This is a genomic window from Actinomadura opuntiae (assembly GCF_030283205.1).
In the GTDB taxonomy this organism is placed as follows: Bacteria; Actinomycetota; Actinomycetes; order Streptosporangiales; family Streptosporangiaceae; genus Spirillospora.
Window position 1 is genome coordinate 136,120 of record NZ_JASNWF010000018.1, and the last position, 14,189, is coordinate 150,308.

Here is a 14,189-nt window from a genome sequence, read left to right on the forward strand (position 1 = left end):
CCGATCAGCCCGTATGCCCGCTCACCGGCCGCTCCCAGTGGCGCCGGACCCGCGTCCAGGGGAACCGGGGCCCCGGGTCGATGCGGCGGCGGACCGGCACGGCCGGGTCGTCGGACGCGGGGACCGTCCGCTGGTCCAGGTCGCTGTGGCGCACCAGGTGGACGAGGTTCGGGTGGGTCTCCTTGAGGACGTCCAGCAGCGCGAGCAGAGCGTCCGTCTGCTCGGCCGGGAAGTCCTCGGCGGGGACCTGTGCACGCGAGTGGAAGTGGTCGGGGTGGCGGCCGGTGTTGACCAGCTCGATCCCGATCGACGGGGTGTTGTGGCCGGCGGCGTGGGCGGCGACGCGATCCAGCGGCACGAAGAGGTGGCAGCCGCCGTCGCGGTCGATGTAGAGGTGACCGCACACCCCGGTCCCGTCGGCGGATCCGTCCGCGCTGCGCTCGGCGTAGTCCCACGCCTCGTCGAGGGTGGGGATCTCGGTGGCGTGCAGGACGACGGTCGTCACCGATTCCGGGGATCGGCGGGGCAGCGACGCCCACCAGGAGACGAGCCTGTCGTCCACCGGAGGACCTGCGGAGACGCCCATGGCCCGATCGTATTCGCCGGCGCCTATTCGGGGCCGGGGTCGGTCAGCCATGCGGACAGCCGGTGGGCGATGCGGACGTTGCGGTAGGTCGTGTGCGCCTCGACGGGGCGCGGCAGGTCGCGCCGGTCGGTGCGCGAGTCGGAGTCGCCTTCGGGTTCGGCCTTCGTCCGCTCGGTGACGTCCGCCGGCTCGCGGACGACGAGCTCGTCGGCCTCGACGGAGGCGCCGATCTCCACGTCCGGTTCCCGTCGTTGTTCGCCCATCGCTCCTCAGCTCCCCGGCAGGCGCTTCAGGACGCCGCCGATCAGATCGCGGCCGGCCCGGACGGACTTCCTGGTCAGGGCCGCCGCGAGGTCGCCCGCCGCCAGGTCGTCGGCCCGGCCCGGGACGTCGCGCCGCGGCTCGCCACGGGGCGCGGGACCGGCCGGCGGGGGCTGCGGCGCCTCCGTCCGCCGGTGTTCCGGTCCGGGCTCGCGCCCGACGTGCGGGCGGTGCGGCGCCCTCCGGGGCAGCTCCGGTCCGGGACGTCCGGGATCGGCCGCGTGCCGCGCCGGGCCCACGACGCCGTCCCCGGCCGCCTGGCCGGCCTCGTCGCCGATGACGTTCCCCGCCTTCCCGCCGGCGGCCCGGACCGCGCGGCCGGCGTCCCCGCCCACGTCCTGGACGGCGCGGCCCGCTCCCCCGCCGAGGCCGTCCACCGTTCGCGCGGCGCCCGTCCCGACCTCGCGGACCGCGCCCCCGGCGCCCCGCCCGACGTCCCGGACCGCGCCTCCGGCACCGCGGCCGAGCTCCCCGGCGGCCGTGCCGAGCCCGCGCGTCGCCTCGGCGAGGATCTCGGGGTTGGCGTCGACCGTCTCCAGCACCCGCTCGATGATCCTGGCGACGTTGTCGAGGCGCACCTTCAGCACGGCCTGGGCCTCCACCCCCTTGAGGGCGAGGCTGACCCGGCCGAGCGTGACGTCCGCGCCGACCTCGAGGTTGAGGACGTCGAGCACGGCGGCGCGCAGCGACACGTCGGCGCGCAGGTCGTCGACCTCCAGCTCGATCTCGTCGACCTTGACGACCGGGACGTCGAGCAGGACGTCGGGGTCCTCGCGGGGCGCGCCGCCCCCGGCGGCGTGCGGCTGGTCCATCGGTCCTCCTCCGGTGCGGCGGGACGGCCGGAACGCGCGACCGGTTCCGAGTACCCCTTACCGGCGTCGACCGGCCCGAACCCGGACAACGCCCCGGCTTTGCCCGGATATGACCGCACGATGCCGCACCCATCGCCCTCCGCTGCGCGGCCCCGGGCGGCGCCACCGCCGCCCCCGGACGGCCGTCGTCCTTTATCGTGGTCTTCCGTCTGCGACGCGCCCCGTCCCGCCCCCTCCGCGGCGGGACGCGCGAGCCGGTGCCGCGGGTGACGAGGCCAGGGAACTCGATGAGAAAGGCGGAAGCGTGACTCAGCGACGACCGCGGCTCTCGGCCGACGCCCCGGCGGCCGAGGAACCGGCGGCCGGCGCGGCTGGCGAGGTGCCCGACGACGTCACCGCCGCCGTCGAGCGGGTGCTGAGCGCGGCGGCGCTGCTGTGGAGCCGCGCGGACCAGGGACTGGAGCCGGCGGTGTCGCCGATCCAGCTGCGCGCCGTGGAGGCGATCGCCCGGTTCGGCCGGCCGAACCTCGGCCGGCTCGCCGAGGAGCTCGGCGCGATCCCCTCGTCCACGAGCCGGCTGTGCGACCGGCTGGAGGCGGCCGGGCTGGTGGTGCGCGAGAGCGCGCTGACCGACCGGCGGGAGATCATCGTCCGGCTGAGCAAGCAGGGCGAGCGGCTGTACTCGGAGCTGACCCGGCGCCGCCGCGCGGCGGTGCGCGAGGTGCTGGCGCAGCTGACGCCCGCCTCCCGGGGGCGGCTGCTCGACGCGCTCACCGAGTTCGACCTGGCGCGCGAGCGGCAGGACGACGGCGGCTCCTCGCCGGCCCTCGGCTCGCGGACGGCCTGAGCCCGCCCGCACCCGCCCGGCCGGTTCCGCGCGAACCCGGTAACGAATTCCGGTGCTCCTCGACATCAAGTATTTGCCATGTGGCAAGCTTTTTGACAGTCTTCCCCTGCGGTCCTCCGCCCCAGTCCGGACGGGCCTGCGGAGGAACCACGCCCCGGGAGGTGGACGGCCCGGACCAACGAGATGGGGTCGCAATGAGCACGCACGGCCGCGCGGCCAGGGTCGAACGGGCGCTGCGCCTGGCCCCCGCGCACGCGCTCCCGGAGACGCTCACCGCGCTGTTCCGGCAGGAGCTGCCGCAGATCCGCGAAGTGCGCCTCCTGGTGAACGACTACCACTCGCGCGTTCTGCTGCCGGTCGAGCCCTTCCGCGCCGCGCCGGGGCGGCCGGCCGGAGGGGAACCGGCCGGAGGGGCGGCCGGAGGAGCGGCCGGAGGGGAGCCGGCCGCGCCGATCAGGATCCGGGGCACCGCGCCGGGACGCGCGTTCGTCTCCCGGCGCCGCGTGGTCGACTCCGCGGTGGTCTTCGTCCCGGTCACGGCGCGGGGCGAGCGGCTCGGGGTGCTGGAGTTCCGCTCGTCCGCCGCCGGCTGGGACGACGCCGTCCTGGACGCCCTGGAGGAGACCGGCGCGGTGTTCGGCGCGGCCCTGCGGGTCGCCTGGAAGTACACCGACCGCTACGAGCGGGCCCGGCGCGACCAGCGGCTGACGCTCGCCGCCGAGCTGCAGTGGCAGTTACTGCCCGGCCACGCCTGCTCCGGTGACGGCTACAGCCTCGCCGGCCATCTCGAACCGGCGTACTCCATCGGCGGGGACAACTTCGACTGGTCCGCCGAGCACGACCATCTCGCGCTGACCGTCACCAACGGGTCGGGCACCGGCATCCAGGCGGCGCTGCTGACGTCGCTGACGGTCGGCGCGCTGCGCAACGCGCGCCGCTCCGGCGCCGACATCGGCGAGCAGGCGAGCCTGGCCAACGACATGGTGCACGTCCGCTACGGGGGCCGCGAGTTCACCGAGACGCTCGTGATGCGGATCGACCTCGCGGACGGGACGGTGCACGTCATCGACGCCGGCTCGCCGCGGATCCTGCGGGCGCGCGGCGCCGAGGTGACGCCCGTCCCGCTGGAGCAGCAGCTGCCGCTCGGCATGTTCCCCGACACCGAGTACCGGCCGCAGCGGTTCCACCTGGAGCCCGGCGACCGGCTGGTCATCGTCAGCGACGGGGTGTTCTCCGCGCGGTCCGCGCGCGGCGAGTTCGGCACGCACGCGCTGGAGCAGGCCACCCGCCGCAGCCGGCTGCAGGACGCGGCCGAGGTGCCGCTGACCATCGTCAACGAGCTGATCGAGCACCACGAGGGCGCCGATCTCGCCGACGACGCCGTGGTGGTGTGCCTCGACTGGCACCGCCCCGCCGCCCCGGCGGCGGGCGAGCCGGAGTAACCTCCCGCTTACCAGGCGAGCGGAGGAGGCGCGATGGGCGGGCTGGACGCGATGGAGACCGTGCGGGCGGCCGACAGGATCGTCCACGACGTGGGCGCGGCGTGGATGCTCGACCCGGCGACCGCGGAACGCGGCAAGGAGGCCGGATACGCCAACCCCTTCGCGTTCTACTTCGCGGGCCGCGGCGGCGTGCTCGGCGACGTGGACGCCGACGTCGTGTCGGCCGCGATGGGCTGGTTCCCCCCGCAGGTCGTCCGAATGCTCTGGGACGAGGGCGTCGCGGTCGCCGGCGCGCGGGAGGCGGCGCGGCGGTACGGGGCGACCTGCGTGCAGTGGGGCCGCGACCGCATCGGCGACACCGGCGGCGAGCGGCTGTGCGAGCTGGCCGGACGGGTCGTCGACGCGGCCGAGGGGTCCGGGCTGCCGCTGTTCTGCGGCTGGCGGGCCGAGCCGCTGGCCGACGACGTGCCGGGCCGCACCGCGCAGCTGGTGCACGTGCTGCGGGAATGGCGGGGCGCGCTGCACCTGGTGGCGACGACCGCGGCCGGGCTCGCGCCGCTGGAGGCGGTGCTCGCCAACGACACCGAGGACCGGGCGCGCTTCCTCGGCTGGCGCGGCGACCTGCCGGACTGCTCCGCGCTGAAGGGCCGCCGCATGGAGGCCGAGGACACCACCGACCGGCTCGCCGCCGCGGTGTACGAGCGCGCGCTGTCGCCGTCCGAGCGCGCCGAGTTCGCCGATCTGATCCGCGCGGTCGGCACCGCCGCGCTCGGCTGACCGCCTACCGCTTTGCCCCGGCCGCGCGTGTACCGCGCGGTGCGGGGGCGCGTTTTGTCGTCCCGGGACAGAAACGGCGCGGGAACTGTGTCAGCGGACGACTGTCGCGGCGGCGGGACGGCGTTCATTGTTGCCCCGTATCCGTCAGCGTCCGGAAGGAGAATGCGATGGGGCGACCATCCCACCCCCTCGTCCGCCGCCCCCCGCGCCGGTTCGGCGCGCTCGCCGTGCTGGGCGCGTCGGCGCTCGTCGCCGCCGCGGTGGCGGCGCCGGGGCCCGCGAACGCGCGCGCGACCGACCGGGTCGAGACGCCGGTCGCCACCAATTCCCCCGTCACCGGGGTCGCCGAGTCGCTGGTGCGGGTGCGCGTGCCCCTGCCGGCCTCGGCGGGCCCGCATCCGGAGGCCTGCGACTGGCTGTCGTACCTGCGGTTCCGCGACGCCGGCGGTCCCGCCGCCTCGGCGCAGGCCGACAGGATCCTGGTCGCGCAGCCCGGCGTCCTGGAAGGCGCGGGCGCCTTCGACAGCGTCGCCCGCAACACCGTCGCGGCCGCCGCCGAGAACGGCAGGCACATCGAGTTCTGGGCGCTGGACCGCCGGTCCAACTGCCTGGAGGACCACACCGGCGTGCAGGCCGGGCTCGCCGCGAAGAACGTCCATCTCGCCGTCGACTACTACTACCGGCAAAAGGAGGTGGACGGGCGCAAGTTCGCCGGTTACCAGTCCAACGACCAGGTGAAATGGCTGCAGAACGTGGGGCTGGAGCAGACCGTCCGCGACGAGTACGACCTGATGGCCCACGAACTGCCGGACCAGAAGGCGCGCAAGCAGAAGATGCTGTGCGGCGGCCATTCCCTCGGCGGCATCCTGACCGCGTTCTTCTCCGAGTGGGACTTCGACGGCAACCATTCCACCACCGATGACGCCGGCTACAACCAGTGCTCCGGCTACTTCGCGCTCGACACCCGCATCAGCACGAGCCTGCCCGGAATGGACGGCCAGCTCCCGACCGACCTGGTCCCGCTGCTGAAGTTCGGCGCGGCCGCCGTCCAGGCCGGGCTGGAGAGCGGTGTCGTGCCCCGCACGCTGTCGGCCCCCGCGGTGATCAACACCGAGACGATGAACCTGCTGTCGATCGCGGGGCTGGCCGCCGACCTCGCCCCCGACGGCCTGTCCGACCTGGCGGCCTACGTGCCGTCCTCGTTCAACACCGACACCACCTACCGGCTGCTGTTCTCCAAGGACTACCCGACGTTCCTCAAGGGCTCGCCGACGGTGAAGGACTTCAACTTCACCAACGCGGCGGCGCTCGGCGGGCTGCTCGACGACAACTCCGAACCGCTGGCGTTCATGCAGGCCAGCGTCGGGTTCTGGGACGGCGGGAAGATCGTCGACAAGGAGTTCCCGGCGCCCAACGACCTGGACAAGATCGGTCTCGGCGGCCTCACGCAGCTGCTCGGCCCCGACAAGAAGGCCATCCCGGACGAGCCGAACGGCCCGCTCTACACCTGGCGGAACTACGACCGCGTCGGCGCCCCCGACGACCCGGTCTACAAGTCCAAGGACGGCACCCCGTTCACGTCCGCCGCCAAGGAGGTCACCGACATCGGCGAGCTGGCCCGCAGCCTGGCCGAGCAGCCGCTGGACTTCACCGAGCACTACTTCCCCACCAAGATGGTCACCGACATCGCGCTGGCCGCCTCGCCCGGCATCGCCGACGACGCCGTCCACACCAACGGCCCGACGGCCAACCCGATCGCCAACCTGGAGGCCGGCGACGGGCTCGGCGGCCGGACCCCGCAGCCCGGCGACGTCATCGCCCCCGGCTACCAGCACATCGACGTGCTGACCGCGTCCGCGAAGCAGAACGACGGCAAGCCCGAAATCATCTCCACCGCACTGGCGGCCTTCGCCGCGAAGTGACGCCCCGCCCGCGTCCCGCCCCCGGGTGTTTCGGGGTGCGGGACGCGGGTAGCTGTCGGCCCGATGAGGTGAGGGGGTCGAGATGGGCGTCCGCCAGTGGATCGGATCGTGGCCGGTGTACCGGCAGGTGACCGGGAACGATCCGCTGGGCCGCGGGGCCGCCGCGAAGAGCGGGGCCAGCGAACGGCTCAGGCCGCGGGTGAGCACCGCCGACCAGGTCGTCAAGTCCGTCTGCCCCTACTGCGCGGTCGGCTGCGGCCAGAACGTGTACGTCGAGAAGGGGAAGGTCACCCAGATCGAGGGCGACCCCGACTCCCCCGTCAGCCGCGGCCGGCTCTGCCCGAAGGGGTCGGCGAGCCTGCAGCTGACGACCGGCGCGGCGCGCGAGCACCACGTGCTCTACCGGCGCCCGCACGGCACCGAATGGGAACGCCTCGACCTGGACACCGCCATGGACATGATCGCCGACCGCGTCATCGCGGCGCGGCGGCACGGCTGGCAGTGGGAGCAGGACGGCAGGCGGACGCGGCGCACCCTCGGGTTCGCCAGCCTCGGCGGCGCCACGCTGGACAACGAGGAGAACTACCTCATCAAGAAGCTGTTCACCGCGCTCGGCGCCGTGCAGATCGAGAACCAGGCGCGCGTTTGACACTCCTCCACCGTTCCCAGTCTGGGAACCTCGTTCGGACGCGGCGGCGCGACCACCTTCCAGCAGGACCTGCAGAACTCCGACTGCATCGTGGTCCAGGGCTCGAACATGGCCGAGTGCCATCCGGTCGGGTTCCAGTGGGTGATGGAGGCGAAGGCGCGCGGGGCCAAGCTGGTGCACGTCGACCCGCGGTTCACCCGCACCAGCGCGCTCGCGGACGTGCACGTCCCGCTGCGCGCGGGCAGTGACATCGCCTTCCTCGGCGGGATCGTCAACCACGTCCTGTCGAACGAGAAGTACTTCCGCGAGTACGTCCTGGAGTACACCAACGCGTCGGTGATCCTGAACGAGGACTTCCGCGACACCGAGGACCTCGACGGCGTGTTCTCCGGCCTGGACCGCGACTCGCGCAGCTACGACCCGAGCACCTGGCGGTACGAGGGCCTGGAGGTGCAGTCCGCCGCGGGCGAGCGCGACATGAAGTACGACGAGCGCGTCGAGGCGTTGTCGTCGTCCGGACGCGGCGAGAAGAGCGGGTCCGGCGGCCCGGCGCTCGGCGAGGGCGACCCGGAGCGCGACCCGTCGCTGGAGCACCCGAGGTGCGTCTTCCAGGTGCTCAAGCGGCACTTCTCCCGCTACACCCCGGAGATGGTGGAGCGGATCTGCGGCGTGCCGCGCGACCAGTTCCTCCAGGTCTGCGAGCTGGTCACGGAGAACTCCGGCCGCGACCGGACCACCGCGTTCGCCTACGCCGTCGGCTGGACGCAGCACACGGTCGGCGTGCAGTACATCCGGACGGCGGCGATCCTGCAACTGCTGCTCGGCAACATCGGGCGCCCCGGCGGCGGCATCCTCGCGCTGCGCGGCCACGCCTCCATCCAGGGCTCGACCGACATCCCGACGCTGTTCAACCTGCTGCCCGGGTACATCCCGATGCCGCACGCCCACGCCAACGAGGACCTGGACGCGTTCATCGCCGCCGAGGCCGCCCGCAAGGGCTTCTGGGGCAACATGCGCTCCTACCTCGTCAGCCTGCTGAAGGCGTACTGGGGCGACGCGGCGACCGACGGCAACGACTACTGCTTCGACTACCTGCCCAGGCTCACCGGCTCGCACAGCACCTACGAGACGGTGATGGCGCAGATCCAGGGGCAGTGCAAGGGCTACTTCCTGCTCGGCGAGAACCCGGCGGTCGGCTCCGCCAACGCCAGGATGCAGCGGCTCGGCATGGCGAACCTCGACTGGCTCGTCGTCCGCGACTTCTCGCTCATCGAGTCGGCGACGTGGTGGAAGGACGGCCCGGAGATCGAGTCCGGGGAGATGCGCACCGAGGACATCGGCACCGAGGTGTTCTTCATGCCCGCCGCCGCGCACACCGAGAAGGACGGCAGCTTCACCAACACCCAGCGCATGCTGCAGTGGCACCACAAGGCCGTCGAACCGCCCGGGGACGCGCGCAGCGAGCTGTGGTTCATGTACCACCTCGGCCGGATCATCCGCGACAAGCTCGCCGGCTCGTCCGACGAGATGGACCGCCCGGTGCTCGACCTGACCTGGGACTACCCCACGCGGGGCGGCATCGCCGAGCCCGACGCCGAGGCCGTCCTCGCCGAGGTCAACGGCCGCGGCGAGGGCGGGGACCCGATCTCCTCCTACACCGAACTGAAGGACGACGGCTCCACCTCCTGCGGCTGCTGGATCTACGCCGGCTGCTACGCCGACGGCGTCAACCAGCCCGCGCGCCGCAAGCCCGGCAGGGACCAGAGCTGGGTGGCGCCCGAATGGGGCTGGGCGTGGCCCGCGAACCGCCGGATCCTGTACAACCGGGCGTCCGCCGACCCCGACGGCAACCCGTGGAGCGACCGCAAGGCGCTCGTCTGGTGGGACCCCGGCAAGGGCAGGTGGACGGGCCACGACGTCCCCGACTTCGTCGCCGACAGGGCGCCCGACTACGAACCACCGCACGACGCGTCCGGTCCGGACGCCCTCGCCGGCAACGACCCGTTCATCATGCAGGCCGACGGCAAGGCGTGGCTGTACGTCCCCGCCGGGCTCACCGACGGCCCGCTGCCCGCGCACTACGAGCCGCAGGAATCGCCCTTCACCAACCCGCTGTACACCCAGCAGCGCAACCCCGTCCGGCACCTGCTCGAACCGCATCCGGCGAACCTCTACCAGCCGAGCGGGAACGAGCCGGGCTCGGAGGTGTTCCCCTACGTCACGACCACGTACCGGCTCACCGAGCACCACACGGCGGGCGGCATGTCCCGCTGGCAGCCGTACCTGGCCGAGCTCCAGCCGGAGTTCTTCTGCGAGATCTCACCGGAGCTCGCGGCCGAACGCGGCCTCGAGCACGGCGGCTGGGCCACCATCGTCAGCGCCCGCGGCGTCATCGAGGCCCGCGTCATGGTGACCGAGCGGATCACGCCGCTGGCGATGGACGGCCGCACCCTGCACCAGATCGGCCTGCCCTACCACTGGGGCTCCAACGGCTACAGCCGCGGCGACTCCGCCAACGAGCTGCTGCACCTCGCCCTGGACCCGAACACCCACATCCAGGAGGCGAAGGCCCTCGCCTGCGACATCCGCCCCGGCTGCCGCCCCCGCGGCCAGGCGGCCCTCGCCCTGGTCCGCACCTACCGCGCCCGGGCCGGCATCACCGACCAGACCGGCACCGAGGTCTGACGAACGCCGACGGCGGCGGGTCAGCGGACGATCAGGGGGTGGTCGGTGGCGGGGATCAGTTCGCCTATCACGGGGTGGCCCGGGAGCTTGGCGGCGACCAGGAGGCCGCCGGAGGTCTGGGCGTCGGCGAGGAGGAGGCGGTCCTCCTCGGAGGCGGCGCCGAAGTCGGTGCGGGGGGCGACCCAGTCGAGGTTGCGGCGGGTGCCGCCGCTGACGTGGCCGGCGCGGACGGACGCGCGGGCGCCGTCGAGGTAGGGGACGGCGGCGGCGTCGATCACGGCGGTGACGCCGGACGCGCGGGCGAGCTTGTAGAGGTGGCCGAGCAGACCGAAGCCGGTCACGTCGGTGGCGCAGACGGCGGCGGCGGCGAGCGCGGCGGCGCAGGCGTCGCGGTTGAGCGCGGCCATGGACTCGACGGCGTGCGGGAACACCTCGCCGGTCGTCTTGTGCCGGTTGTTGAGGACGCCGACGCCGAGCGGCTTGGTCAGGGTGAGCGGCGCGCCGGGCTTGCCGGTGTCGTTGCGGAGCAGGCGGGACGGGTCGGCGACACCGGTGACGGCCATCCCGTACTTGGGTTCGGGGTCGTCGACGCTGTGGCCGCCTCCGACGTGGCAGCCCGCTTGGGCGGCAACGTCCAGGCCGCCGCGCAGCACCTCGCGGGCGAGGTCGAACGGCAGGACGCCGCGGGGCCAGGCGAGCAGGTTCACCGCGACGAGCGGGCGGCCGCCGACGGCGTACACGTCGGACAGCGCGTTCGCGGCGGCGATGCGGCCCCAGTCGTACGGGTCGTCGACGACGGGGGTGAAGAAGTCGGCGGTGGCGACGACGGCGGGGCCGCCCGGGGCGTCGGGCAGCGTGACGACGGCGGCGTCGTCGCCGGTGTCGAGGCCGATGAGGAGGTCGCCGTTCGGATGGGCGGGCCCCGCGGTGAGGCCCGCGACGACGTCCTCCAGCTCGCCGGGCGGGATCTTGCAGGCGCAGCCGCCGCCGTGCGCGTACTGGGTCAGCCGCTTGAGGGTCATGGGGTCCTTCCGGTGCAGCGTCTGCGCTGGTCGTCGACGCGGACGGTGCGGCCCTGCTCGTCGAGGTGTTCCAGCAGCGGGACGGCGACGCGGCGGGTGGTGCCGAGGGCGCGGCGCGCCTCGCTGAGGGTGAACGGCTGGTCGAGCCCGGCGAGCAGCTCGGCGGCCTCGGCGTCGGCGCCGGGCAGCAGGACGATGCCGTCGGCGATCCTGAGCAGCGCGCCGGTCGCGGCGGCGGCCGCGATCAGCTTCGGGGTCAGGCCGAGTTCGGCGAGCCGCCTCGCGTCGGGCGCGCTGAACGGGGCTCCGGCCAGGTCGCGGCGGACGGCGTCGACCGCCTTGCGGATGTGCGCGGGCAGCTCGGGCGCCTTGGCGGTGCCGTAGAGGCGGCCGTCGCGGCGGTGCAGGCCGGTGGCGAGGGCCTCGACCAGGGCGCGGTCGGGAAGGCCGAGGGCGCGGCGGGCCGCTTCGGCCGACATGCCGGGGTCGGTCGGGTGGTCCCTCGCGTGCTCTTCAACGGTCGCGTGCAGGCGGCGGCGCAGGTCGTCCCAGTGGGCGGGGTCGGCGAGCCAGTCCCCCGTGACGGGTTCGGACGGCACGGGCACGCCCATCGCGATCAGGTCGGCGCGGCGGACGAGGCCGCGGCGCTGCAGTTCGGCGGCGCCGTCCGGGCGGCCGGTCATCGCGGCCAGCTCGCGGGCGCGGGCCGCCGCGGCGCCGCGGCGGGTGAACGGCTCGGGCCGCACGTCCAGCACCGTGACCCCGGCGGGAACGCGGTGCCGGCCGGGGTCGCGCAGCAGCGCGACGTCGCCTATCCGCAGCGGCAGCGGGCGCTCCAACGCGAGCCGCGCGGTGTCCTCGCCGAGCGCACGGACGTGCACCGGCACCGCCGCCGACCCGGCGTGCAGGACGAGCTGTCGCGGCAGGTCGCGGGCCGGGTCGCCGTGCAGCCGGACGTCGACCAGCTCGGTGGCGAGCCAGCGTCCGGGGGCCAGCAGCGCGTCGCCGCGGCGGATCTCCGCGCCGCCGTGCAGGTTGACGGCCACGCGGGCGACGGCGCCGACCTCGTCGCGCTGCTCCTTGAGGCTCTGCAGGCCCCGCACCCGGACGGTCTCGCCGCCGACCTCCAGCCGGTCGCCGACGCGGATCGTCCCGGCGCCGAGCGTGCCGGTCACGACGGTGCCGCGGCCCTGGACGGTGAAGACCCGGTCGGTCCAGAGCCGCACGTCGGCGTCCGGGTCGGGGGCGGGAAGCGAGCCGGCGAGGTCGCGCAGGGCGGCGCGCAGGTCGTCCAGGCCCTGCCCGGTGGCGCCGCTGACCTCGACCGCCGCGACCTTGCCGAGGGAGGTTGCGGCGATGCGGTCGCGGGCGTCGTCGCGCACCCGTCCGGCGGTCTCGGCGTCGGTGAGGTCGGTGCGCGTGACGGCGAGCAGGCCGTGCCGGACGCCGAGCGCGTCGAGCACCGCGAGGTGCTCCTGCGACTGCCGCTGCCAGCCCTGGTCGGCGGCGACGACGAACAGCGCGGCGGGTGCGGGGCCGACGCCGGCCAGCATGGTGGCGACGAGCCGCTCGTGCCCGGGGACGTCGACGAACGCGAGGGTCCCGCCGCCCGGCAGGCCGGTCCAGGCGAAGCCGAGCTCGATGGTCAGGCCGCGGCGCCGCTCCTCCTCCAGCCGGTCGGGCTCCATCCCGGTCAGCGCGCGGACGAGGGTGGACTTGCCGTGGTCGACGTGGCCTGCAGTGGCGACGACGTGCATCCTCACGGTCCTTCCACCGCGCGGGCAAGCGCGTCGTCCTGGTCCGGCGGGACGGAGCGCAGGTCGAGCAGGCAGCGACCGTCCTCGATGCGGCCCATCACCGCCGGCGTGCCCTGCCGCAGCCGCGCGGCGTACGGTTCGGGCAGCGAGACGGCCGCGCTCGGCAGGACGACGCCGGGCGCGCCCCCGCCTCCGACGGCGGCGTCGCTGCCGACCGCCGCCGCGTCCACGCCCTGCTCGCGCAGGCGCAACGCGAGGCGCCGCGCGCGTTCCCGCAGCTCCTCGACGTCGGCGTGCAGCGCCTCGCCCGTCGGGGTGCGGGGCCCGCGGACGGTGGCCTCCAGCGCGGCGAGCGTCAGCTTGTCGACGCGCAGCGCCCGCGCCAGCGGATGCCGGGCCAGCCGCCGCACGAACTCCTCCCGGCCCAGGACGAGCCCGCACTGCGGGCCGCCGAGCAGCTTGTCGCCGCTGGCGGTGACCAGGTCGGCGCCCGCCTTCAGCCAGGTGGACGCGTCGGGCTCGTCGGGCAGCAGCGGTTCGGGTTCCAGCAGGCCGGAGCCGATGTCGGCGACGACCGGGACGCCGAGCCCGGCCAGTTCGGCGACGTCCGCCGAGCGGGTGAAGCCGGTGACGCGGAAGTTGGACGGGTGCACCTTGAGGATGAAGCCGGTGTCGGGGCCGATCGCCGCCGCGTAGTCGTCCGGCGAGGTGCGGTTCGTGGTGCCGACCTCGCGCAGCCGGGCGCCGGTCGCGGCGAGCAGCTCGGGGATGCGGAACCCGTCGCCGATCTCCACCATCTCGCCGCGGCTGACGATGATCTCGCGGTCGCCGGCGAGCGCCGTCGCGGCCAGCACCAGCGCCGCCGCGCCGTTGTTCACCACGTGCGCCGCCTCCGCCGCCGGGACCGCCTCCAGCAGCGCGGCCAGCGCGGACCGGCCGCGCCGCGCCCGCGCCCCGGTCGCCAGGTCCAGCTCGACGTCGGTGGCGCCGGATGCGACCAGCATCGCCTCCCGCGCGGCGTCCGACAGCGGCGCCCGCCCGAGGTTGGTGTGCAGCAGCACGCCGGTCGCGTTGATCACGGGCCGCAGCCCCGCGGCGGTGTCCGGCAGCGCCGCAGCCGCCTCGTCCGCGACCGCGCCGGCCGGGATCTCGCCCGTCCGCGCGCGCCGCTGCGCCGCGACGACCGCCGCCTTCACCACGCCGCGTCCGAGCCGCGCCGCCGCCTCCGCGAGCCGCGGGTCGGCCAGCAGCACGTCCGTGCGCGGGATGTGCCGCCGCCCGTCCTGCGCACCGGACGGCGCCGCCGGGACCGGTGCGGGCTCACGATCCATTCAGGCGACCTCCAGGCGGGCGGCGGGGCACCGTACGG

11 protein-coding genes are annotated in these 14,189 nt (G+C 74.6%); 5 read left to right on the forward strand and 6 right to left on the reverse strand.

What is annotated here, in order from left to right; translation table 11 throughout:
• Positions 1-4: 4 nt before the first annotated feature.
• Genes QP089_RS34295 through QP089_RS34305 form a run of 3 tightly spaced genes read right to left on the reverse strand, consistent with a single transcriptional unit; the run spans position 5 to position 1,719 of the window.
• Positions 5-586, reverse strand: a complete 582-nt coding sequence (locus QP089_RS34295; RefSeq protein ID WP_285917391.1) for an N-acetylmuramoyl-L-alanine amidase — start codon at positions 584-586, stop codon at positions 5-7.
• 23 nt (positions 587-609) lie between these two features.
• Positions 610-849: a hypothetical protein gene (locus QP089_RS34300; protein ID WP_285917393.1), complete on the reverse strand. Its 240-nt coding sequence runs from the start codon at positions 847-849 to the stop codon at positions 610-612.
• A gap of 6 nt (positions 850-855) precedes the next feature.
• Complete coding sequence (locus QP089_RS34305) at positions 856-1,719, reverse strand: TrbL/VirB6 family protein (RefSeq protein ID WP_285917395.1); 864 nt, start codon at positions 1,717-1,719, stop codon at positions 856-858.
• Positions 1,720-2,023: 304 nt separating this feature from the next.
• On the opposite strand from QP089_RS34305, the gene QP089_RS34310 reads away from it, so the two are divergent.
• The 5 genes from QP089_RS34310 (at position 2,024) to fdh (ending at position 10,041) form a co-directional block, all read left to right on the forward strand.
• Positions 2,024-2,566 (forward strand): MarR family winged helix-turn-helix transcriptional regulator, encoded by a 543-nt coding sequence (locus QP089_RS34310; protein WP_285917397.1) that lies wholly within the window; start codon positions 2,024-2,026, stop codon positions 2,564-2,566.
• Between the two features lie 194 nt (positions 2,567-2,760).
• Entirely contained in the window at positions 2,761-4,008 is a 1,248-nt protein-coding gene (locus QP089_RS34315) for a PP2C family protein-serine/threonine phosphatase (RefSeq protein ID WP_285917398.1), read from the forward strand.
• A 33-nt stretch (positions 4,009-4,041) separates the two neighbouring features.
• Positions 4,042-4,785 (forward strand): SCO6745 family protein, encoded by a 744-nt coding sequence (locus tag QP089_RS34320; RefSeq protein WP_285917401.1) that lies wholly within the window; start codon positions 4,042-4,044, stop codon positions 4,783-4,785.
• 167 nt (positions 4,786-4,952) lie between these two features.
• Positions 4,953-6,707, forward strand: coding sequence for a hypothetical protein (locus QP089_RS34325; RefSeq protein ID WP_285917402.1), 1,755 nt, complete (start codon positions 4,953-4,955; stop codon positions 6,705-6,707).
• A gap of 82 nt (positions 6,708-6,789) precedes the next feature.
• Positions 6,790-10,041 (forward strand): formate dehydrogenase, encoded by a 3,252-nt coding sequence (gene fdh / locus QP089_RS34330; RefSeq protein WP_285917404.1) that lies wholly within the window; start codon positions 6,790-6,792, stop codon positions 10,039-10,041.
• Between the two features lie 20 nt (positions 10,042-10,061).
• Here the strand turns inward: fdh and selD are convergent, their stop codons facing one another.
• Genes selD through selA form a run of 3 tightly spaced genes read right to left on the reverse strand, consistent with a single transcriptional unit; the run spans position 10,062 to position 14,151 of the window.
• On the reverse strand, positions 10,062-11,063 hold the full coding sequence (gene selD, locus QP089_RS34335; protein ID WP_285917406.1) for a selenide, water dikinase SelD: 1,002 nt from the start codon (positions 11,061-11,063) through the stop codon (positions 10,062-10,064).
• Positions 11,060-12,820 (reverse strand): selenocysteine-specific translation elongation factor, encoded by a 1,761-nt coding sequence (gene selB, locus QP089_RS34340; RefSeq protein ID WP_285917408.1) that lies wholly within the window; start codon positions 12,818-12,820, stop codon positions 11,060-11,062. The genes selD and selB overlap by 4 nt, the downstream gene beginning before the upstream one ends.
• Positions 12,821-12,822: 2 nt before the next feature.
• On the reverse strand, positions 12,823-14,151 hold the full coding sequence (selA, locus tag QP089_RS34345) for an L-seryl-tRNA(Sec) selenium transferase (RefSeq protein ID WP_285917410.1): 1,329 nt from the start codon (positions 14,149-14,151) through the stop codon (positions 12,823-12,825).
• Between the last annotated feature and the right edge of the window lie 38 nt (positions 14,152-14,189).